Source organism: Hymenobacter norwichensis DSM 15439, assembly GCF_000420705.1.
Classification (GTDB): Bacteria; Bacteroidota; Bacteroidia; order Cytophagales; family Hymenobacteraceae; genus Hymenobacter; species Hymenobacter norwichensis.
The window spans coordinates 941,210-961,941 of record NZ_ATVL01000007.1 but is presented as its reverse complement, the minus strand read 5'-3'; the positions used below and the strand labels follow the sequence as shown (position 1 = coordinate 961,941).

Here is a 20,732-nt window from a genome sequence, read left to right as displayed (position 1 = left end):
ATGGGTGACTTAGCATAAGCCGAAGCCTGCGTTATAAGTTGTTCAAACTCTGCTGCAACGTAGCAATTTTGGCTTCGGCGTCGGCCAGTTTCTGCCGCTCCCGCTCCAGCACGTCGGGCTTGGCGTTCTGCACGAACTTCTCATTGGAGAGTTTTTTCAGCACCGAGTCGCGGAAGCCGATGGCGTATTCCAGCTCCTTTTCCAGGCGGGCCTTTTCCGCGACCAGATCAATCTGCCCTTCCAGCGGCACAAAGAACTCGGATCCACCCGTCACGAAGCTAACCGAAGCCGCCGGCGCGGCCTCCACCACGCTGATTTCGGTGAGAGCGGCCAGCTTCCGGATTACGCCGTCGTAGTCGTGGAGCAGGGCGGCATCGTCGGTTTTGGTGGCCAGCGTGAGGGGCTTGTTAGGGCCGAGGCCTTTCTGATTGCGGATGTTGCGCACACCGGCTACAATTTCCAGCGCCTTGTCCATCCGGGCCAGCAAATCAGCACCGCCGGTTACGGGGGCGGGCTTGGGCCAGGCGGCCACGCACACGTAGTCCTTGGGGCCACGCTCAGCCAGCTCGTGCCAGATTTCTTCGGTGATGAACGGCATGAACGGGTGCATCAGCTTCAACAGCGTTTCGAGGAAGCTAGTGGTGTGGCGCAGCGTTTCGGGGTCGATGGGAGCCTGGTAAGCGGGCTTCACCATCTCCAGGTAGAACGAGCAGAAGTCGTCCCACACCAGCTTGTACACGGTCATCAGCGCATCCGACATCCGGAACTTCTCGAAGTGCTCATCCAACTCCAACTGCGCGACGTGCAGCTTGGCCGAAAACCACTCCACGGCTTTGGCATTCACGAACGGCAAGGTGGCATCCACCTCCCAGCCCTGTGTGAGGCGGAAGGCGTTCCAGAGCTTGTTGGTGAAGTTGCGGCCCTGCTCCACCAGCTTCACATCGTACAGCAAATCGTTGCCAGCCGGCGACGAAAACAACATGCCCGTCCGTACGCCGTCGGCGCCGTAGGTGGCAATCAGGTCAAGTGGATCAGGCGAGTTGCCGAGGCTCTTGCTCATCTTGCGGCCCTGCGCGTCGCGCACAATGCCGGTGAGGTACACGTTGCGGAATGGCACCTGCTTGCGGAATTCCAGCCCGGCCATAATCATGCGCGCCACCCAGAAAAACAGAATTTCCGGAGCCGTTACCAGGTCGTTGGTTGGGTAGAAGTAGTTAACGTCGGCGTTGTCGGGGTCCTTGAAGCCGTCGAACACCGAAATCGGCCATAGCCACGACGAAAACCAGGTATCGAGCACATCTTCGTCCTGGCGCAGATCAGTAGCCTGCAAGTTGGCGTTACCGCTTTTCTCGCGAGCCAGCTTTAGAGCTTCCTCTTCGTTGAGGGCCACTACAAACGAGCCATCGGGTAGATAGTAGGCCGGAATGCGCTGGCCCCACCACAGCTGGCGCGAAATGCACCAGTCGTGCACGTTCTCCATCCACGCCCGGTACATGTTCTTGAATTTGGGCGGGTGCAGCTTGATTTCGTCGTTTTCCACCACTTCCAGCGCCGGCTTGGCTAGGTGCTCCATTTTCAGGAACCACTGCAAGCTCAGGCGCGGCTCGATAACGGCCCCGGTGCGCTCCGAGGTTTGCAACACGCTGGCGTACTCCTCCACCTTATCGAGCAAGCCGGCAGCTTCTAGGTCCTTTACGATGTTGCGGCGCGCCGCAAACCGGTCCTGGCCCACGTACAGCTCGGCCTTCTCATTGAGCGAGCCGTCGTTGTTGAGGATGTCGATAACCGGCAGGTTATGCTTGAGGCCCAGCTCGTAGTCGTTCAAGTCGTGCGCGGGCGTCACTTTCAGCGCGCCCGTCCCGAAGTCAATGCTCACGTACTCGTCCAGAATCACCGGAATTTCGCGGCCCAGCAGCGGAATCCGCACTTTCGCGCCGTGCAGGTGCGTGTAACGCGGGTCGTTGGGGTTCAGCGCCACGGCTACGTCAGCCATAATGGTTTCGGGCCGCGAGGTAGCTACCGTTAAGAACTGCCCAGCCTGGCCAACTACTTCGTACCGCAAATGGTACATCTTGGCCATGGTGTCCTTGGCAATTACTTCCTCATCGGACACAGCGGTGCCGCCTTGGGGGTCCCAGTTTACCATGCGGATGCCGCGGTAAATCAGGCCTTTCTGGTGCAGGTCTACAAACACGCGCAACACGGCTTCCGTCAGTTCGGGCTCCATCGTGAAGCGGGTCCGGTCCCAGTCGCAGGAGGCGCCCAGCTTCTTGAGCTGCTCCAGAATGATACCGCCGTATTTTTCCTTCCACTCCCAGGCGTGCTTCAGAAATTCTTCCCGGGTGAGGTCTTTCTTATCAATGCCTTTCTCCTTGAGCAGCGCTACTACCTTGGCTTCGGTGGCAATGGACGCGTGGTCGGTGCCGGGCACCCAGCAGGCCTCTTTGCCCTGCATCCGGGCCCGGCGTACCAGCACATCCTGAATGGTATTGTTGAGCATATGGCCCATGTGCAGCACGCCCGTTACATTGGGCGGCGGAATTACCACCGAGTACGGCTGCTTACGCGGGTTGGCTTTGGCCTTGAAAAAGCCCTGCTCTTGCCACCGCTGATACCATTTGGCTTCAACGTCGGCGGGGGTATAGGTTTTGGCGATGGACATCGACAATTGGGAAGTCAGTGAATACGTATTGGCCGCAAAAGTAAGAATTTCATAACGGGCCTTTGTATAAGCAGTATAAGCTCGACTATTTGAGATTATATTTATCATCTATTTTCTTCCCAAAAAAAGAGAGCAAATCCCAGATATAACTTAAATTTGGCTTGCCTTTCTGACAATTAACTGACTATATGCTACATGCTTTCATCTTTATATAGATAGTTGAAATTCTCAGTTTTGGCCTTTCTCTCCTTCTGCCTCATGGCTTCCTTGTTTAAGTTCCGCAGAGCCGCGCCCTCTCCGCCTGCCCCTATGCAGGCACCTGTTGTTTCCCAACCAGCCACTCCAGCGGCTTCTTTTACCACCGATATTCTGCGGGTTGGCATGGGCCAGCTGCTAGTGGAAGGCGGCGAACCGGAACGCAACATGGTGCGGGCCGCCCAGATGATTGCCGAAGCCGCCGGCCGGGGCTGCAACGTAGTGCTACTACCCGAAACCCTCGACTTCGCCTGGACGCACCCCAGCGCCCTCACCGAAGCCCAGCCCATCCCCGGTATCTACTCCGACCAACTTTGCCAGGAAGCTATCCGGCACCAAATTTACATTTGCGCCGGCCTCACCGAGCGAGGCGCCGACGGCCGCGTGTACAACGCCGCGCTGCTTATCAATCCGCAAGGCGAAATCATCACCAAGTACCACAAAATCAACCTACTCACGGTAGAACAACCCTACTATGCCGTAGGGCAAACCCTAAACGTGGTGGATACGCCGCTCGGCAAAATCGGCGTTAATATCTGCGCCGACAACTTCATCGATGGCCTGAGCATTGGGCATACGCTGGCTCGTATGGGGGCCGAGTTCATTTTGTCGCCTTCCTCCTGGACCGTGGACTACTCCATTACCGAGGAGCACGACCCGTACCGCGAAAAGTGGGTGAAGCCGTATTCCATTCTGGCCCGGCTCTACAACGTAGCCGTGGTAGGCACTACGTCGGTAGGCTACATTGTAGGAGGCCCGTATGAGGGCAAAAAAAGCATTGGCTGCTCCCTGGCCGTAGATGCCTCGGGCATTCGGGCGCAGGGCAAATTCAACGAATTTGCCGGCGACTTAGTGGTAGTGGACATTCCCCGGCCCAACCGCGTTGAGAAGGGCACGCAAATTGGTGAGATGCTCGTCCGTAAGGGCTTCAAGTTCGACTCCTTGCCTTCCTAAAGAGGAAACCTCTTTCTTTTTCCATTCTCGTTTACTTACAGGGCTCGTGCTCTTGCCGATACCCTGTTGCGTTTCTGCATGACTAAAGCTTACCAACGCTGCACCCGTTGCATCATGGACACCACTGTTCCTGGCATTACGTTCGATACCAAGGGAGAGTGCAATTTTTGTGAAGTACACAACCACATGGATGATGCCTTCCCGCTGGGAGAGGCAGGTCGTCTGAAAGTTCAAGAAATTGCAGCCGATATCAAACGAATGGGCCGCGGCAAAAAGTACGACTGCGTGCTGGGCGTCAGCGGCGGCCGGGACTCGTCGTTTACGCTGTGGTACTGCGTGGTGAAACTGGGGCTGCGGCCCTTGGCGGTGCACTTCAACGACGGTTTTGGCAATCCCGTGGCCGGCGAGAACATGGTGAAAGCCTGCCAGAAACTGGGCGTGGAAATGCGCACCATTACCTCGGACTGGCGCGAATCCAAAGATCTGAAAATTGCCTTCCTGAAAGCCTCAACCCCAGATATGGAGGAAGGCACCGACGTGGGTATTGCCACGGCGCTGTATGGCGTAGCGGCTAAGGAAGGTATTCAGCGCATCATCATCGGGCAGTCGTTCCGGACGGAGGGCATTGCACCGCTCACTTGGAACTACCTGGATGGCAAGTATTTGAAGGCAGTGCACAAACGTTTTGGCACAGTACCGCTGCGCCCTTGGAAAGCCGACGACCCTGGCTTCCACCTCGACATCCCGCAGATGTTCTACTACGCTTTCGTGCGCCGCATCAAAACCGTTACGCTGCTCTACCACGTGGATTACGTGAGGGCCGATGTCGACCAGTTGCTGGAGCGGGAACTGGCCTGGGTGAACCCCGGCGCGCACTATTTCGACGACCTGTACCAGAGCGTTATTTACTACCTCAACCGCACCAAGTTCAACATCGACCGGCGGCTGTTCAACTACTCGGCCCTGGTGCGCTCCGGCCAAATGCCCCGCGAAGCGGCGCTGGAAAAGGTGAAGCACATCAATGGCATCGAAGACGAGAAAGTCATCAACCTGTGCATCAAGCGCCTAGGATTGACGCGCGAAGAGTTCGAGCAGATTGTGAAAGCCCCACCGAAAACCTTCCGCGACTACCCTAACAATTACGCTCTGATCCGGAAGCTGCGCTGGCCCATCAAAGTACTTAGCCAGCTCAATCTAATTCCGGAGTCGGCCTACGACAAGTACTTCAACTGCGGCACCTGATTCGGAATCACGGATTATGCAGATTAGTCGGATTACATGGATTTTGTAGACTATTAAAAACAGAAAGAGGCTTGCAAGTAGCAAGCCTCTTTCTGTTTTATGTGGTAACGCGGCCTAAGAACGGATAATGGGCTACAAAATCCGTGTAATCTGCATATTCTGTGATTCAGAACTAGACTCTTAAGCGTGGAGCCACTCTTTTTTCTCGGTCAGTTTCTCCTGCGACTCGCGGTAGTCGGGGTCGTCTACGCAGCAGTCAACGGGGCACACGGCGGCGCACTGTGGCTCTTCGTGGAAACCAACGCACTCGGTGCACTTATCTGATACAATGTAGTAGTACTCGTCGGAAATGGGGGTTTGGGGAGCTACACCGGGTACAGTCTTACCGCCGTCGATGGTTACTTCTTTCAGCGTAGTACCGTCGGCCCAGCGCCAGGCAGCGCCGCCTTCATAGATGGCCGTATTGGGGCATTCTGGTTCACAGGCACCACAGTTGATGCACTCGTCGGTTATCATGATGGCCATAGCCGTAGAATCAGGTAATGTGAGTAATAGAGAGGGTTGTACGCGAAATTTTTCCGCTTGGCGGATTCTTCGCTGTGCAAAAGTAGAAACTAACTTTAGGATGTGTGACTTATTACCAGATGATAAGTTGATTTTTGGCTAATTGTTGAGCGAGTATCGTGCTACTGACGGAAACCACAAAATCTTGCTGGCAGTACCCTAGCCGTTTTTTGCTTGACATGCTCGCTAGCAGCCCCCTCGTCTTCGTAATCATCCTCCCGTTGTCACCCCGCTAACCCGTTTTTGATGCTTCACTCCGACCGCCTGGCTGCTTTTGTAGCGTTGGGCAACCACTTGCGCCACCTTGTCCCTGATACTTTCACTGAGCTAACTTCCCACGCCCGCAACCGCAACGCTTGGTTCGACCTGCTTAACGTAACGACGGCCATCAAAAGCGTGGCCGATATGCTCACCGAGGACACCTTGACCCGCTGGGCCGCCCACTACCCTGCTGAACCAAGCGCCCCCAAACAGGTAGGGGTGGTAATGGCCGGCAACATTCCGCTGGTGGGCTTTCATGATGCGTTGTGCGTGCTAATCAGCGGCCACACCTTACTAGCCAAGCTCAGCAAAGACGATTCCATCCTCATGACATGGGTACTGAACGAGCTAACGAAAATTGAGCCCCGCTTTCAGGAGCGGATTCAAATTCAGGAGCGCCTCAATGCCGCCGATGCCTTCATTGCCACTGGTTCCGATAACACGGCCCGCTACTTCGACTACTACTTCGGCAAACGGCCCCACATCATCCGGCGCAACCGCACCAGCTTGGGCGTGCTCACTGGCCACGAAACCGACCATGAGCTGAGCTTATTGGGCGAGGATATTTTCCGGTACTATGGCCTGGGTTGCCGCAACGTGAGCAAGCTGTTTGTGCCCCAGAATTACAACTTTTCACCCCTACTCGACTCACTCCGCCCCTGGCACCACGTAGTCGACCACCACAAGTACAACAACAACTACGACTACAACAAGAGCATTCTGCTGGTCAACGGGGTGCCGCACCTCGATACTGGCTACCTGCTGCTCCTTGAAAGTCCGCTGCTCGTCTCCCCTATTTCGGTGCTGCATTATGGCACTTACGCCCACGAGGTAGATTTGGTAGATCAGCTGACCGACGTAGCCGCTCAAACCCAGTGCATTGTGTCGGGCAGCGGGCGGTGGGCCGGCAGCACCGCCTTCGGGCAGGCGCAGTATCCCAGCGTATCCGATTATGCCGATGGCGTGGATACGATGGCCTTTTTGGCGGAACTGGCGTAAAACTTGATTACGCAATGCCAACTGCTGGCCGTATTTTGGACTGGTCAGGTATTGCGCTTTGGCTTGCACTAGGTGCCAGCCTTATGTTTCTCTTCCGACTTTTAGTTTTCTATCATGGCTTTTGAATTGCCCACTGACACCGCCGAAGTAATTGAGAAAGATGCCATTGCCGCGTTGCAGTTTTCACCGCAAGACGTGCTGACCGACCCAGCCGACATTCAGCAGCGCCGCCATGATGCCGAGCGCGCCACCAGCCTCGGCAACAACTACCAGGGTAAGCTGGATATCTACTTCAAAACGGCCGACGGCGCCATCAAACGGGTATACACCACCGTTTGGGCTACCCACCACGAGTATCTGACGCTTAAATCCGGCATTTCGCTTCCCATCCGCGCCATTTTAGGCTTCGACTTTTACTAAGCCATTAGCTTAAGCCGCTAAAAAAACTCGGCCCTTGCCTTCCAATTGGAGAGCAAGGGCCGAGTTTTTTTAGCAGATGCAGGATTACACCCGATCCAGCGTCTTAGCAATCAGGTCGTTCATTACAGCGTCGGTGTTGGTGGCAAACTCGCCGGTGGCGCGGTTGGCCACAATGGCGTTCAACGATACCACTTCGTGGCCTAGCATCCGGCCCAGGGCGTAGTAGCCGGCCGTTTCCATCTCGAAATTGGTAAGGCGGAACTCGCCTTCGGCGCTTTGGTGGCGGAAGTTCTGGAATTGCTCAATCAGGTCGGGGCGGCGCAAATCCAAGCGTAGCACGCGGCCTTGCGGGCCATAGAAGCCGGGGCAGGTAAGCGTATTGCCTACTACCATGCCCTTGCCCAGCTGCTCACGCAGCAAATCGGTACCCCGCACGCAGTATGGGCGGTAGTCGAGGGCTAGGGCCTGCTGCACGCCGGTGCCTACTTCAATTTCCAGTCCGGTTTCCACGAGCGGGTAGAACTGCATCAAGGAATCGAGGCCGACGGCGTGCTCGGTAACCAGGTGCGAGCCTACCGGAATGTCAGCCTGTAGGGCGCCGCTGGTACCCACCCGCACAATACGCAAGGCAATGTGCTCCTCGTGCGGACGTGCTTCCCGGCTTACAAAGTCGATGTTGACCAGCGCATCTAGCTCATTGAGCAGAATATCAATGTTATCAGTACCCATGCCCGTACTGATGACCGTGAGCCGCTTGCCCTTGTAGTAGCCCACGTGGGTCACAAATTCGCGCTTATGAATCCGGGTTTCGATGGAATCAAAATGCTGACTCACGAGCGGTACCCGCTCCGGGTCTCCAACAGTGATGATGGTGTCAGAAATGTGGTCGGGCTGCAAGTTGAGATGGTAAATGCTGCCGTCTTTATTGAAAATCAGCTCGGAATCGGGAATGGCCATTTTTCGTTGTTCGTTTTTTATTGTTCGTTCTTCGGCGCCTAGCAGGCAGAAAACTGCCCCGTTTAACGATAAAAACCGAAAAACGAACGACGAAATTAATAACTACCGCGTCGGAGCCCGGTAAGAAATCAGGCCTTGCTCGGGGCGGTAGTGGTTGCTGATTTTGGGGTACGTGCCAGTGCCGTCGTAAGGGCGCTTGTCGGGGTGCTCCTGGCAGGCGGGCGAACAGGCACCTTGCAGTTGCTCGCCGCAGGTTTCGCAGAGCGGCACGTGGGCGTTGCAGTGCGGATTAGCGCAGTTCACCATCCTGTCGGAAAGCGTGTGGCAGTGATGGCACTCACTGATGATGGTGGGGTTGACGTGGTTAACGTCTACCGCCACCCGGCCATCAAACACGTAGCACTTGCCTTCGAAGTCCTCACCGCCGGCTTCCAGCCCATATTTAATGATGCCGCCGTGCAGTTGATACACGTTCTCGAAGCCCTGCTCCAGCAGGAACGCGCTGGCTTTTTCGCACTTGATGCCACCGGTGCAGTAGGTCAGAATTTTCTTGTCTTTGTACTGCTCCAGCCGCTCTACCCGGTCGGGGAATTCGCGGAAGTTTTCGATATCCAGCGTTACGGCGTTTTTGAAGCGGCCCAGGTCATACTCGTAGTCGGAGCGCACGTCCACAATCACTACGTCGTCCTGGTCTTTCATGGCGCGAAACTCCTCGGGCGAGAGGTGTACGCCGGTCCGCTCGTAGGGCTTGATATGCGGCAAACCTACGTGCACAATTTCCGGCTTCACGCGTACGTGCAGCTTCTGGAAGGTATGCGCTTCAGCTTCTTCCACCTTGAATTCCAAGGCCGCAAAGCGCGGGTCGGCCTTCACCAGCCGCATATATTCAGCACAGTTGGCCTCTAGGCCCGAAACAGTGCCATTCAGGCCCTCGGGCGCCACAATAATGCGCCCCCGCAGGTTGAGTTGCAGGCATAGCCGGTGATGCTCTTCCCGAAACAGCTCCACATCTTCGATGGGCGTGTAGCAGTAGTACAGTAAAACGCGGTAATCCATTTTTTTAACTGGAAACGAGAAATCAGAACTCAGAGCTTAGACAAACCAACGACCGCGCTAAGTTCTAAGCTCACAACTCTAAACTCTCAAACATTAAACCTTTACGGCAGGGTTGCCGAACACCGTTTGGTTGGCAGGCACGTCGGCCACGACCACCGAACCAGCGCCAATACGGGCTTTGTTGCCAATTTTCACGCCAGCTACTACTACCGCGCCAGCTCCAATAAACACTTGCTCGCCTACCACTACACCAGCGTTGAGGATTGCGCCAGCGCTGAGCTGCGAATAGTCGCCCATTTCGGCTTTGGCATCTACTACAGCGTTGGCCCCAATCAGGCAGCCGTTCCCAATTTTGGCAGTACCGGCTACCACAGCGTTGGCGCTCAGCAAGTTGCCGTGGCCCAGCCAAGCATGCGGCGACACGCTAGCCCGCTGGTGGATAGCGTTGACGGGGGCTACCTCGTATTCGTCGTGGAGCATGGCCGTGAGGCTGCGGCGGCTGGCCACGTCTTCGGTGGCCACGAATACTTCGCACTTTTTGCCCAGCAGCTTGAGCAGCTCTTTATCGTCGGTGTTACCCATTACGGGCACGTCGAAGAGCTCAGTGTTTTGCAGCTTGGTATCGTCGTCGAGAAGGCAATACACCACTACCTCGTTGGAAAGGAAAGAATCAAGGGCAGTAATACCCACGGTTTGAGCACCAAGAATTATAACGGGGTTTTCCATGCGTAGCGAAGAGAGACTGTAAAGTACAGCGCGAGTTAGACCGCAAAGATACGCCACGTTTGGGTTCGTTTTTCGGGGGTGGTTTTTCGCTTAGCTGACCTTTCACTTAACTCAAAAAACCATCCCCGAAAAACAACTTACATCCCTAGCCGCCGAAGCACCTGGGCCGCGTAGTCGTTTTGCAGGGCCAGCCACAGCACAAACGGAAGCAGCGCCGCCCGGTATCGGTTGAGGGTACCCAGGTTGGGCGTGCTCAGCCCCAGTAGCACGGCTAGTGCTACGCAGTAGAATAGCAAGGCCACCACCACCGCAAACGGTAATCGGCCGGGCCGGCCGCGCAACGTGGCCACTACCGCCACGGCCAGTACTGCCAGCAGGACCAGATTTTCGAGGCCCGCCACTTTATATAGTGCTCCGCCTTCCCAGAACCACGGGCGACTCAGAGCTTCCCAGGCCGCCTGCGGGGCGTTGCGCAACGCGCTTTCGGTAGTCGGCCGAAACTCGGCAAATACAATGCGCGGCTTTCCCTCTGATTCACGGGTCAGCTGGTTGTAGTTACGAAGCAGTTGTAGCGTAATCCGGTTGGTGCGGAATACCAACGATACCTCCCCCCCAATCCAGGCGCCTGCCCCGATGGTAGCTGCCAGCGCGCCCACCAGCACCCAGCGCCGCGTGACGCCCAATAGCTCCAGCAGCCGCATTAATACCAGCCCACCCAGTGCCGCAAACAGCAGGGCCGCGAAAAAATAGCGCATCTTGAATTGCAGCGCGGCCAGCAGCAACACCATCACTATGCCGAACACGGAAACCGGTTTGCTGCCGTAAAGCCACCGCAGCAGCATAGCCACCAAACCGGCCGCGCTGGCTACCACCAGGCTTTCTTTGGTGATACCCGCCGTCCAGTACACCACCATCGGCCAGGCCAGAAACCCAATCAGCGCGGCGCCGGGCGGGGTCTGCGGAAACACCTGCGCCACCGTCCGGACTAGCAGCCAGCCCGCCACAAAGCAGAATAGCGACAGGTATAAACCGTTGCCCCAGTTATTGCTGTAGCTAGCCAAGTTCAGCACCGACAGAATTTTGGCGGTGAAAAACGTATTGGAATAGCCGTGGTAAATGAGGTAGAGCTTCTTGCTGTAATGAAACTCGTTGCCTAACATAGCCTGTAGCCAAGCCCCCGGCCTCTCCCAGAGCTGGCGCGTCATGGTGGAGGAGAATTGCTGCATGTGGATAGCGTCGGAGCTGGGTTTCCAGCAGGCCGCCACCCAGGCCAGCAACTTGAGGCCCAACGCAGGCAGCACCCAGCGGCCCAGCCGGGGCACCCGCAGTTGCACCCGCAACCAACGCCAGAACAGAACCGCTAGCGCGGCATTGAGCAGAATGGCTAGCGCTACCTTCACCAGCCAACTGGGTTACGTTGCAAAATCCGGCTGCCTACGGCGCAATGCAGGCAGCGGCGCGGCTCACAATATGCGCGGTGCAAGGCCAGCAAACCCTGCGAGTCGGCGGAGTTGCGGTGCTGAAACCCCAAGGCGGCGTAATCGTCGGTGAAGTGGTTGTGCTCAGGAGGCAGCATGCTTAGCAACGCTACGGCGCTTTCTACTTGCTCTTGCTGGCCGGTGTGGTGGGCGTAAGCAACGCGCAGCGGCACTACCACGTTGGTAATCAGCAGATAGATACTGCTTTTACCCAGAGCTGGCACCTTCCCCGCCACGCCCGGCCTATAATGCTCGCGCCAGTAAGCCGAGGTGGGCACCTGGAAAAACCGCAGCAACGTAGGCAAATCGGTGGCCGTCAGCAGGGCATCGAACAGGGCCGGGCGGGCATGCAACACGGCCGCCAGCTGCGCCAACCGCACCGGCGGGAAATTGGCGGGCCGCAGCCGTAAGAAGTTCCACTCATGCACCGCCAGCCCAGTGCCATGCAGGCTGTACTTGTGGCGCAGAAACTCGAACTCATGCCGCAGCTTGCTCACGTATTCATCAGTGGCGGTAGCTTCATTTTCCGCCAAGAAGCCCGCCTGCCCAAATAATAAGGCCTCCACTTGCATAGCATCGTGACGGTGGCGCCTAATCACTGAAAGCGGTAGGGCTTTGGCTAGCCGCGCTAATGGCTCACTATTTTTCTGGAAGCCGAAGCCCGCCGCCAGCGTGTGATAAGCCGTAGCTTCCCAATCGTCGCCGAGGCGTTGATGCAAAGCGGATACTACAGCGGCTTTCTGCTCCACACGTTCCAGCAAAGCCCGTTCTACCATGCTGGTGCGGGTGATTTCGGGCACTTCCGGCAGGTGAGGTGCACACGGCAACAAGGAGGTAGGTTGCTCCAACAAGCGGTGGTAGGCCTGCAACAAATGGGGTGCAATCCGGGCAGCCAGCGCCAGCGCCGGTACGGTGCTACCATCCAGGCGCTGCACCGGCTGGTCGGCTTCGTACACTACGTGTAGCACAACCTGGTCATATTTAGGGTCAGTCTGGTGGTTGTGGCGGTGCCAATCGGAGGCTTTCAGGTGGATTTCCACGGCCCCGTTCCATTCCACGTCGTCGAGTTGCAAGCGGGCCGTCAGGAAGTCGGGACCGGCATCGGCGTTGCGGTAGCCGGGTTTGAGCACGGTTATCAGTTGGCCATCGGTGGTGCGCAAATCAGTCCGGTCGAAGTATTGGTGCTGCCAGACATAGTGAAGGAAATCTTCTTGCATAACGGATACATGAACAGGAAATATAGGGCATTGCCTGCATCCTTTCAGAAGTCACTACGCAGGATGCAACTCTTTCCTGCTCAAACCAAACCGGCCCGCCTCCGCGCGAGGCGGAAGCGGGCCGGATAAATCGGCAAATCAGATAGTTTAGCGTAGGTCGATGACCCGGACGCCTTTGTATTTGGTTTTATCGAAGTTGAACGTGGTAGCGTCTACGGGTACGTTCGGAGTGAACTTGTTGATTTTGACAGTGTAGCGGTTGCCGTTCTTCTTGAACATCTGCCAGCTTTTCACCGACTTATCGGCCTTGCTTACTTTCATACGCACCTTGAAAATCTGGTTGGTACGATCTTCCGGCGACAATTCAATAACGTCAACCAGTTCGCCATTTTCCTTGGCTTCCTGCACGTACGAGTATTTATACCCCTTTTTGTAGAGGGTGTAAATCTGCGAGGGGGATATTTCTTGCTCGTCAGGCTCGTTGTCGGAAACGGTTACTTCGTTTTCCGATTTGGCGTAGGCCCACACGGTTTTGCCGTCGTTGATAACCTCCTGACCACTCATTTTCAGCCGGAACTTCTGGCCGCTCACGGTGATGTCGCCGCTCAGGTTTTCCTTCACTTTGGCGGCGTCGTTTTCCAGGGTTTGCGTGAACGAGGCCTTGAATGCTTTCATGGCCTGATACTTGGCGCTCATCTGGTCGAGAATCTTGCCAGCTTTGGGGTCCTGCTGCGCCGAAGCGGCCGACACGAGCGACACGGAAAGGGCAAGCAAGGAGAGAAATTTTTTCATTACGAAAAGGTGATGCAGTAGAAGTCAGTACAGAGACGTACGAAGGCAAGCTTTGTTTAAGATTCAACAAAAAGAAGTTTGAAATAATGCTTCATTTCACTGAAAATCTTGCCTTACGTACTATTTAGGCAGGGTATTCAACAACTGTTCCAAACTGTATTCGTCGGGAATTAAAACCTCTCGGGCCTTGCTGCCCTCAAACGGCCCCACTACGCCTGCTTGCTCTAGTTGGTCGATGAGGCGGCCGGCGCGGTTGTAGCCGAGCTTGAGGCGACGCTGCAACAGGGAGGTACTGCCCTGCTGATGCGTGACAATCACGCGGGCCGCTTCCTCAAACATCGAGTCGCGTTGGGCGGGGTCCATGTCCTCCAGGTCGCCGTTGCCACCGCCCGATTCTCCTACTACTTCGGGTAGCATGTAGGCATCGGGGTAGCCCTGCTGCTCGCCTACAAAGTCGCAGAGGCGGTCCACTTCGGGCGTATCGATGAAGGCGCACTGCACCCGGATAATATCGGAGCCCTGCGAAATCAGCATGTCGCCTTGGCCCACCAGCTGGTCGGCGCCACCGGCATCGAGGATGGTGCGGGAGTCAATCTTGGAAGTCACCTTGAAGGAAATCCGGCACGGGAAGTTGGCCTTGATGATACCGGTAATAACGTTCACCGAGGGCCGCTGGGTGGCCACAATCAAGTGAATACCGATGGCACGGGCGAGCTGTGCGAGGCGTGCAATCGGGGTTTCCACTTCCTTGCCCGCCGTCATCATCAAGTCGGCCAACTCGTCGATTACCAGCACGATAAACGGCAGGTAGCGGTGACCTTTTTTGGGGTTCAAGCGCCGCTCGATGAACTTGCGGTTGTACTCCTTGAGGTTACGGCAGCCGGCGTCCTTTAGCAAATCATAGCGCCGGTCCATTTCCATGCACAGCGAGTTGAGCGTGTTCACCACCTTCTTGGTATCGGTGATGATGGCTTCCTCGGTGTCGGGCAGCTTGGCCAAGAAGTGGCGCTCAATCTTATTGAAGATACTGAGTTCCACCTTTTTGGGGTCAACTAGCACGAATTTCAGTTGGGCCGGATGGCGCTTGTAGAGCAACGAGGCCAAGATTACGTTTAGGCCCACCGATTTACCTTGGCCGGTGGCCCCCGCCATCAGCAAGTGCGGCATCTTCGCCAAATCCACTACAAACACTTCGTTGGTGATGGTGCGGCCGAAGGCAATCGGCAAATCCATTTCGGTGTTGGCGAATTTCTCAGTGGCAAATACCGACCGGATGCTCACCATTTCCTTCTTGGTGTTCGGCACCTCGATACCGATGGTGCCTTTGCCGGGAATTGGGGCGATGATCCGGATACCCAACGCCGCGAGACTCAGGGCAATATCATCTTCCAGGCTCTTGATTTTCGAGATGCGTACCCCGGCATCAGGCACGATTTCGTAGAGCGTGACGGTGGGGCCGATGGTGGCTTTGATGCTGGCAATGTTGATGCCGTAGTGGCCGAGCGTTTCGACAATCCGGTCCTTGTTGGCTTCCAGCTCTTCCTTGGATACCTGGGCTTTGGCCTGGCCGTAGTCGTTGAGCAGCTCCAGCGTGGGATACTGGTAGCGCGAAAGGTCCAGCGTGGGGTCGTAGTTGACGGCCGGCATGGCGTCGGCGTCCTCATCTTCGTCGGCAATAACAGCCATATCGGCACCAGCGGCGGGGTCCAACTCGTTGGGCTTCGTGATTTGCAGGGCTGGAGTTTCGTTGCTCGTTGCTGGTTTCTCGTTTTTCGCAACTGGCAGCGGCGCGTCGTTGTCGGCTAAGTCGGCCAGGGAAAGCGGCGTGGGCACCCGGCTGGGCAGCACGGCCACCGGCTCGGGATCAACGGCCGACTCGATAGAAAAGCTGGGGCCTTTGCTTGGCGCAGCAGCTCCGGCGGCTACCACCGTGGCCGCTGCACCGGCAGCGCTAACAACTGCCGCGGCCGGTGCTACGGTGAGCGGCAGCGCGGCACTTGCTACGGCCGCACCGGCTGCCATACCAGCGCCAGTACCTAGCGGCACAACAGTGGCCGGCGAAGCCACCGAGCCCGACATAACCACTGGGGCATCAGCATCCTCCTCGTCCTCGTAATCTTGGGCAGCAACGGGTGATGTAGTAGGAGCAGCTGCGGAGGTTGGCCGCAACGAGCGAACTGTCATGCCGAAGTCCTTTTCCTCTTCTTCCAAAGCAGCCGGCGCCGCGTAATTGCCCCGGACATTAGGCTGACCGAACTGACTGTGAGGTGCCGGAGCAGCTTCATCAGCTTCTTCCTGGTCCGTCCCGAAACGGGGCAGATTGAGGGTAGTAACGTTGAAGAAGAACACCACGAAGGAAATCAGCAGGAAGGCCAGCAGCAGCACAGTGCCCCAGCCAATCAGACTATCGAGCCAGAGGGCCGCTTCGTAGCCGATACCGCCGCTCAGAAAGTCGAGGCGGTGGCTCAGGGCGGGGTCGGCGTCGGGAGCCTGCATGGAGTGAACTACGTAGCCTAGCAGCACACTCAGCCAGCCCATGATGAAGATGCACAGCGCCAGCACGTAGCTCACCGACACGCCGGCCCGCCGGAACACAATCTTGTAGCCCAGGAAAAACACAATGGGAATGAGGGCAAACGCAGCCACACCAAAGCCCTTGTAGATGAAGGCTTGTGCTAACAGAGCGCCCACTAGCCCCAGCCAGTTGCCCGACTCCTGCCCAGCCTCTTTCACCGGGGTCCGGTCCAGGCCAGCCACCACGCTTTGGTCGGCGTGGCCCGTGAAAAGGAACGATAGGAAGGCAATGGTCAGGTACAAAGAGCCGAGCAGGAAGAAAAAGCCTAGGAACAGCTGAAACCGCCGGTCGCGCACAAACGCGAACATGCCACCCAGCTCGAAAGTCGGGAGCTTGAAAGGAGACCGGGCGGCTTTGGGAGCCGCCTTGGGCTCGGAGGCCCGGCGGTTTTCGCGGGGCGCGGCCGGTTCGGCCGGCGCGGGCCGGGCTGCCGTAGCACGCGGGGGCCGCGGCTCATTGCCCCGGCTTACCGGCGTGGGTTGATCTTGCTTGTAAGTATTCTTAGCCATTCTAAACGCACCAAAGAGCCAAATTTAGGCATTTCCGGCGGCGCAACGGTGAAACCCTAAAATAGTGAAACAAGGAGTTTGGGTTGCACATTACTTAGCGGCAACTCATTAGCATGAAAACTCTTTGTTTAATTATTGCAGAAATTCATTGTTGCAACGCTTCATATAAGTAAATCTGCCAGTACGCGTCGGGCCGCGTGAACACGCCAACCAAACGCAATCCGGTACGGCCCGGTTGGGCCAGATGAGCCGCTGACAGCACATAGCGCCCGCCTAACTTGCGGAAGTTAGGGGTATCGAACGTGAAATCCTGCACTACGCGGCGTTGAAACGCACCCACCCGAAAATCCTTGCCCAACTCGGCAGAAAACGCGTAGCATCGGTTGCCCCAGGCATCGAAGTACGTTTGCAGGGTGGGGCTTTTGGCCAGCTCTCCGGCAATGAGCGGCCGGAACTGGTACTTATACGGCAGCGGGTAGTTGTTCTGGTAGGAGTCCAGGGTGTAGAAGTTGTTGAGTTGAGCCACGGCCGGCGGAAACCCCAGACACACCACCCGGTACTGCGCGGGTTGCAGGCCGGTTTGGCGCTGCACGGCCTGTTGCACGGCTTGGAACAACGGTTCACTCACATATTCGGCGTACGTCGGCTCGTTGGGTTTGGGGTAGCCGGCTAGCTCGCGCAGGTTATTAAGCCACTCTGGGTTCATCCCCAGCCCAACCAGCAGCTGCAACCCCACCAGCCCCACCTGCCAGCGGCCCGACACTTCGCGCAGTGCCAACGCCAGTACCGCAAACCACAGCAGCGGCGTGAGGTAGTGAAACCGCCCAAAGTTGAACACCCCAACAGCAGGCAAGCGCGTTTGCGCCGCCGCTACCAGCTGCGGATAGAAGCCACTAAACAGTGCTAGCCCGCCCAAGGCCAGCAGCAATACCGCTAACCGCCGGCCCAGCACCGGCCGCCGCTCAGTTGGAGCAAGCACCACCGCCACTCCTACGGCCAGCAGCGCCGCCAACCGCAGAAAACGGCTGGCGTGGTATTGCCCAAACAAAAAGAACTGCGCGGAGCTACGCAGCCCGGCCACTAGCCCCATAGGAGTCAGGCGCCGCATGTCGAACTCCAGCCGGTGCGGCACGAACTGCTTGAACAGCAGCGAGTAGAACAAGGGCCACTCGACCACCACGTACATAACCAACAGCAAACCCAGCCCTACTACCAAGCGCCAGTTCAGGCGGCTGGTGGTTCGCCAGTCGCAGAGCGTTAGCAAGCCCAGCGCCGTGAGCACAAACGGACCCACAAACACAAATGTGCTCCACAGCGGAAACCCGGCAATAATAACCCAGTGCCACCACCGCGCCACACCGCGCCGCACTGCTAGAAAGGCCAGCAACAACCCCGCCTGCCCCAGCAACGATAGGCCATACATGGAATAGATGGGCAACAACGCCCAGCCCAGCGCTAGCGCCGCCGCCAAAGCCTGTTGCTGTGGCTGGCGCAGTCCTATTTGCCGTAGCAGCGCGTACATGCCCAGCAGCCCTAGCAGCCGAACCAGCGTCTGCTGTACTAGGTACACCGCCCAAGGCGGCAGCACCTCAAACAGCAGCATCGTCACGCTCAGGCCGGAGCGAACGGCATTGCGCGGCAGCCCGTTCATGATGGCCGGCAGTGTGGTGGTGGCTTGATAGTCGAATACTATGTCTTGCTGGACAAGCAGATACGGAATGGAAAATTCGGCGTCCAGATTATCATCAATCGTGATGTAACTGTGCTGCCGCAAAACCACGTATGGCAGTAGAAACAGCAATAAACCCACTAGTGCCAACAGCAAGGGCGAAAGCCGAGGAATTTTCAAAATCCTGGATGATAGCACAGTGAAATGATTAGATTTGTTGCAAAAGTACCACTGCGCTCCTACCACTCACACCTATTGCAATGCTTAATTAGGACCTCTCCTCCTTCCTCTGCATTGCTCCATGCCACAACTGTCTTTGACTTCAGCCGGGCAGCCGTACTGCCACGTTGATTATGACCCTTGCAACCATTGGGTACGCGCTACATGGCGTGGCTTCATCAACCCACAACACGCCCTGCAAAGCATCGTGTCGTCGTTGAACACCCTGAGTGCTCCGGCAGCCACCCTGTTTCTCAACGACAACAGCCAGGTGCTAAACCCGTGGTTTGACTCCCTGACGTGGCTGCGTTACGCCTGGGACAGCACCAATACCCCCCCGCCCGCCTGCGTTGCGCACGTTATGCAGCCCGGCGGCGACGCCAACGTCGGCGACCTGGACACCACCTGGACCCGTAGCGCCGGCACCGAACTGCAACTCTTCGAATCGGTGGATGAAGCAGAAGACTGGTTGCGAGGCTGCCACGGGGCTGCCACCGAAAAACCCACTCCTAAAGCACCTCCCACCGATAAGCCCGTTGGACTTACGTAAGTGCGCTAAGCCAGCAACAACTGCTTTTCAGCTGCGCGGGTGGAAGGCGGTGATGACCTGGCGCAGGTAGTCTCGGTCGAGGTGGGTATAGATTTCGGTTGTAGTGATGCTCTCGTGGCCCAACATTTCCTGCACCGCGCGTAAGTCGGCGCCGCCCTCGATGAGGTGGGTGGCGAAGGAGTGGCGGAAGGTATGCGGACTGATCGTTTTGCGCACCCCCGCCGTTTTCGCGGCGTCTTTGATGATGTTGAAAATCATGATGCGCGAGAGTTTGGCCCCGCGCCGGTTCAGGAATACAAAGTCCTCATTGCCGGGCTTGATATCAAGGTGGCAGCGGATGCCTTGCAGGTACAAACCCATATGTTTCAGTGCGTCACGCCCGATGGGCACGAGGCGCTCCTTGTTGCCTTTGCCAGTTACGCGCACGAAGCCTTGGTCCACATATACATTGGAAAGGCGCAGCTCAGTTAGCTCACTCACCCGCAACCCCGAGCTGTAGAGCACTTCTAGAATGGCGCGGTTACGGGTACCTTCGGCGGTACTTAGGTCCACGGCTTCGAGCAACTGCACAATGTCTTGGTAGCTGAGCGTATCGGGGAGTTTGCGGCCGGTTTTGGGGGCTTCCAGCGTGTCGGTGGGGTCCAAGGTGAGCAGGTCCTCCATAATCATGAAGCTGAAAAACGCCTTGATACCTGACAACGTGCGGGCTTGCGAGGTAGCCGTCATGCCCAGCTCGCCCAGCCAGTCCAGAAACTCGCGCAGCAGCACCGTAGTCACCTCCTTGGGGTTGTTGGGTAGGTGCCGGATTTCCAGGAAATACCGCAGCTTGCCCACGTCGCGCACGTAGGCCTCCACCGAATTAGCCGAGAGCGACTTTTCCAGCTGCAAGTACCCCTCGAACTGACGTAGCGTGATTGACCAAGTAGACATAGAGCCCAAAGGTAAGTACAGCTCCCAACCGGTCCCAGCCAGCTGCGCGCTTTCCTTCACCGCTTACTGAGAGGGCGACAAATCGAAGCGTCCGTCCGTAACGGTGATGGTTTTGCCGCTTGGACTACGGGCCGTGAACTGAAACGTTCCTGCCACAATGGTGCTGCGGGTGGTGATTCCGTTTACGGTTTTTGTGCGAGGCTCAACCTTAGTGATAGTCACGGCGCCGGTGCCGTTCACTGTGTCGTATAGTTCAAGCCCCCCCGATGCTGTAGTGCTGTTGTTGTTGTTGGCGGAAGCGCTAAAGCCTTGGCTCAGTGTATACACGCCCGGCGCAATGGCACTGGCCGAGCGTAAGGAAAGGCTCATACGGCCAATTCCCGCATTGTCGCCGTTGGCTCCGTGGTTTTGGATATCCACTGTCAACCCAGACGCTCCCACTGGAAAAGTATAGGTTTTAAGCGTGTAGTCGGCCGGCAACATGCTGGCTGAATTGGGGTTATAAGGCAGCCAGAGCTTGCCGTCCACCAGGCAGCCGAATGTGCCTTTACCCTCCTGTGTGGCATCGGGCATTTTCTCCTTGGCGCTATCTTCTGCTTTATCGCAGGCAGTACTACCCACTACTAATAAGCACGCCAGGAGCAAACTCTCCATCCGGCGGCGGCAATGCGCTAATGTTTTCATAGTGTTGCAAGCT

The 20,732-nt window shown here is 57.0% G+C and carries 17 protein-coding genes; 5 read left to right on the top strand and 12 right to left on the bottom strand.

What is annotated here, in order from left to right; genetic code table 11:
- Positions 1-31 precede the first annotated feature (31 nt).
- Entirely contained in the window at positions 32-2,662 is a 2,631-nt protein-coding gene (locus G536_RS0110270) for a valine--tRNA ligase (RefSeq protein ID WP_022823509.1), read from the bottom strand.
- 258 nt (positions 2,663-2,920) lie between these two features.
- On the opposite strand from G536_RS0110270, the gene G536_RS27310 reads away from it, so the two are divergent.
- Positions 2,921-3,871, top strand: a complete 951-nt coding sequence (locus G536_RS27310; protein WP_211223323.1) for a carbon-nitrogen hydrolase family protein — start codon at positions 2,921-2,923, stop codon at positions 3,869-3,871.
- A gap of 78 nt (positions 3,872-3,949) precedes the next feature.
- Complete coding sequence (locus G536_RS0110260) at positions 3,950-5,113, top strand: N-acetyl sugar amidotransferase (protein ID WP_022823506.1); 1,164 nt, start codon at positions 3,950-3,952, stop codon at positions 5,111-5,113.
- A 180-nt stretch (positions 5,114-5,293) separates the two neighbouring features.
- Here G536_RS0110260 and G536_RS0110255 read toward each other — a convergent pair whose 3' ends face one another.
- A complete protein-coding gene (locus G536_RS0110255) occupies positions 5,294-5,638 on the bottom strand; it encodes a 4Fe-4S binding protein (protein ID WP_022823505.1) in 345 nt (114 codons plus the stop codon).
- A 285-nt stretch (positions 5,639-5,923) separates the two neighbouring features.
- Here G536_RS0110255 and G536_RS0110250 point away from each other — a divergent pair, with 285 nt between their 5' ends.
- Together G536_RS0110250 and G536_RS0110245 are read left to right on the top strand one after the other, a co-directional pair.
- Complete coding sequence (locus G536_RS0110250) at positions 5,924-6,937, top strand: aldehyde dehydrogenase family protein (protein ID WP_022823504.1); 1,014 nt, start codon at positions 5,924-5,926, stop codon at positions 6,935-6,937.
- Positions 6,938-7,051: 114 nt separating this feature from the next.
- Positions 7,052-7,357 (top strand): hypothetical protein, encoded by a 306-nt coding sequence (locus G536_RS0110245; RefSeq protein ID WP_022823503.1) that lies wholly within the window; start codon positions 7,052-7,054, stop codon positions 7,355-7,357.
- Between the two features lie 84 nt (positions 7,358-7,441).
- Here the strand turns inward: G536_RS0110245 and G536_RS0110240 are convergent, their stop codons facing one another.
- From G536_RS0110240 to G536_RS0110205, 8 genes are all read right to left on the bottom strand, one after another.
- The gene (locus G536_RS0110240; RefSeq protein ID WP_022823502.1) at positions 7,442-8,314 is read right to left on the bottom strand and encodes a nucleoside phosphorylase; all 873 of its coding nucleotides are present in this window, start codon (positions 8,312-8,314) and stop codon (positions 7,442-7,444) included.
- A gap of 102 nt (positions 8,315-8,416) precedes the next feature.
- Positions 8,417-9,370 (bottom strand): oxygen-dependent tRNA uridine(34) hydroxylase TrhO, encoded by a 954-nt coding sequence (gene trhO / locus G536_RS0110235; RefSeq protein ID WP_022823501.1) that lies wholly within the window; start codon positions 9,368-9,370, stop codon positions 8,417-8,419.
- A 93-nt stretch (positions 9,371-9,463) separates the two neighbouring features.
- Positions 9,464-10,096, bottom strand: a complete 633-nt coding sequence (locus tag G536_RS0110230; protein WP_022823500.1) for a NeuD/PglB/VioB family sugar acetyltransferase — start codon at positions 10,094-10,096, stop codon at positions 9,464-9,466.
- Positions 10,097-10,233: 137 nt separating this feature from the next.
- On the bottom strand, positions 10,234-11,496 hold the full coding sequence (locus tag G536_RS0110225; RefSeq protein WP_022823499.1) for a hypothetical protein: 1,263 nt from the start codon (positions 11,494-11,496) through the stop codon (positions 10,234-10,236).
- Positions 11,493-12,791, bottom strand: coding sequence for a DUF2851 family protein (locus G536_RS0110220; RefSeq protein ID WP_022823498.1), 1,299 nt, complete (start codon positions 12,789-12,791; stop codon positions 11,493-11,495). Before G536_RS0110220 ends, G536_RS0110225 begins: the two co-directional genes overlap by 4 nt.
- Before the next feature lie 147 nt (positions 12,792-12,938).
- On the bottom strand, positions 12,939-13,583 hold the full coding sequence (lolA1, locus tag G536_RS0110215; RefSeq protein ID WP_022823497.1) for an outer membrane lipoprotein periplasmic chaperone LolA1: 645 nt from the start codon (positions 13,581-13,583) through the stop codon (positions 12,939-12,941).
- 120 nt (positions 13,584-13,703) lie between these two features.
- Positions 13,704-16,667 (bottom strand): FtsK/SpoIIIE family DNA translocase, encoded by a 2,964-nt coding sequence (locus G536_RS31790; RefSeq protein ID WP_022823496.1) that lies wholly within the window; start codon positions 16,665-16,667, stop codon positions 13,704-13,706.
- Positions 16,668-16,812: 145 nt separating this feature from the next.
- Positions 16,813-18,516, bottom strand: a complete 1,704-nt coding sequence (locus tag G536_RS0110205; protein ID WP_022823495.1) for a DUF6044 family protein — start codon at positions 18,514-18,516, stop codon at positions 16,813-16,815.
- 121 nt (positions 18,517-18,637) lie between these two features.
- Between G536_RS0110205 and G536_RS0110200 the strand changes: the two genes are divergently transcribed.
- Positions 18,638-19,105: a hypothetical protein gene (locus tag G536_RS0110200; protein WP_157530541.1), complete on the top strand. Its 468-nt coding sequence runs from the start codon at positions 18,638-18,640 to the stop codon at positions 19,103-19,105.
- Positions 19,106-19,132: 27 nt separating this feature from the next.
- Here the strand turns inward: G536_RS0110200 and xerD are convergent, their stop codons facing one another.
- Positions 19,133-20,035, bottom strand: coding sequence for a site-specific tyrosine recombinase XerD (gene xerD / locus G536_RS0110195; protein WP_022823493.1), 903 nt, complete (start codon positions 20,033-20,035; stop codon positions 19,133-19,135).
- A 63-nt stretch (positions 20,036-20,098) separates the two neighbouring features.
- Entirely contained in the window at positions 20,099-20,719 is a 621-nt protein-coding gene (locus G536_RS0110190) for a Riean_0653 family protein (RefSeq protein WP_157530539.1), read from the bottom strand.
- Between the last annotated feature and the right edge of the window lie 13 nt (positions 20,720-20,732).

What these genes read in the sequence shown, in the direction of transcription:
- xerD (WP_022823493.1), bottom strand. Translation starts at nt 20,035, where the DNA reads ATGTCTACTTGGTCAATCACGCTACGTCAGTTCGAGGGGTACTTGCAG.
- G536_RS0110190 (WP_157530539.1), bottom strand. Translation starts at nt 20,719, where the DNA reads ATGAAAACATTAGCGCATTGCCGCCGCCGGATGGAGAGTTTGCTCCTG.
- G536_RS0110200 (WP_157530541.1), top strand. Translation starts at nt 18,638, where the DNA reads ATGCCACAACTGTCTTTGACTTCAGCCGGGCAGCCGTACTGCCACGTT.
- trhO (WP_022823501.1), bottom strand. Translation starts at nt 9,370, where the DNA reads ATGGATTACCGCGTTTTACTGTACTACTGCTACACGCCCATCGAAGAT.
- G536_RS27310 (WP_211223323.1), top strand. Translation starts at nt 2,921, where the DNA reads ATGGCTTCCTTGTTTAAGTTCCGCAGAGCCGCGCCCTCTCCGCCTGCC.
- G536_RS0110245 (WP_022823503.1), top strand. Translation starts at nt 7,052, where the DNA reads ATGGCTTTTGAATTGCCCACTGACACCGCCGAAGTAATTGAGAAAGAT.
- G536_RS0110270 (WP_022823509.1), bottom strand. Translation starts at nt 2,662, where the DNA reads ATGTCCATCGCCAAAACCTATACCCCCGCCGACGTTGAAGCCAAATGG.
- G536_RS0110230 (WP_022823500.1), bottom strand. Translation starts at nt 10,096, where the DNA reads ATGGAAAACCCCGTTATAATTCTTGGTGCTCAAACCGTGGGTATTACT.
- G536_RS0110240 (WP_022823502.1), bottom strand. Translation starts at nt 8,314, where the DNA reads ATGGCCATTCCCGATTCCGAGCTGATTTTCAATAAAGACGGCAGCATT.
- G536_RS0110255 (WP_022823505.1), bottom strand. Translation starts at nt 5,638, where the DNA reads ATGGCCATCATGATAACCGACGAGTGCATCAACTGTGGTGCCTGTGAA.
- G536_RS0110220 (WP_022823498.1), bottom strand. Translation starts at nt 12,791, where the DNA reads ATGCAAGAAGATTTCCTTCACTATGTCTGGCAGCACCAATACTTCGAC.
- G536_RS31790 (WP_022823496.1), bottom strand. Translation starts at nt 16,667, where the DNA reads ATGGCTAAGAATACTTACAAGCAAGATCAACCCACGCCGGTAAGCCGG.
- G536_RS0110250 (WP_022823504.1), top strand. Translation starts at nt 5,924, where the DNA reads ATGCTTCACTCCGACCGCCTGGCTGCTTTTGTAGCGTTGGGCAACCAC.
- G536_RS0110260 (WP_022823506.1), top strand. Translation starts at nt 3,950, where the DNA reads ATGACTAAAGCTTACCAACGCTGCACCCGTTGCATCATGGACACCACT.
- lolA1 (WP_022823497.1), bottom strand. Translation starts at nt 13,583, where the DNA reads ATGAAAAAATTTCTCTCCTTGCTTGCCCTTTCCGTGTCGCTCGTGTCG.